Here is a 204-nt window from a genome sequence, read left to right as displayed (position 1 = left end):
CACGGCCTCGATCGAGCCGTCCTCGGCGTGCACCACGTCGTAGAACTTCGGCACGTAGACGTTGCCGGTCACCGCGAGGCGGCGCAGCAGCTCGTCGCGGCCGCCGGGGCGGCCCACGCCCATCCACACGCGCACCACCACGGAGATCGCCAGCACGACCTCCTCGCCGTCACCGAGCACGGCGGCGTCGATGAAGTCGGCGAT

At 71.6% G+C, this 204-nt stretch carries 1 pseudogene; it reads right to left on the bottom strand.

The features are described from left to right. Nucleotides 1-204, bottom strand: a pseudogene (locus QWJ41_RS21940) (TIGR03960 family B12-binding radical SAM protein); the annotation flags it as partial.

The organism is Nocardioides cremeus (assembly GCF_030518195.1).
Taxonomy (GTDB): domain Bacteria; phylum Actinomycetota; class Actinomycetes; order Propionibacteriales; family Nocardioidaceae; genus Nocardioides; species Nocardioides cremeus.
Note: the sequence above shows the minus strand (reverse complement) of the source record. Positions and strands in the feature narration are given on the sequence as shown.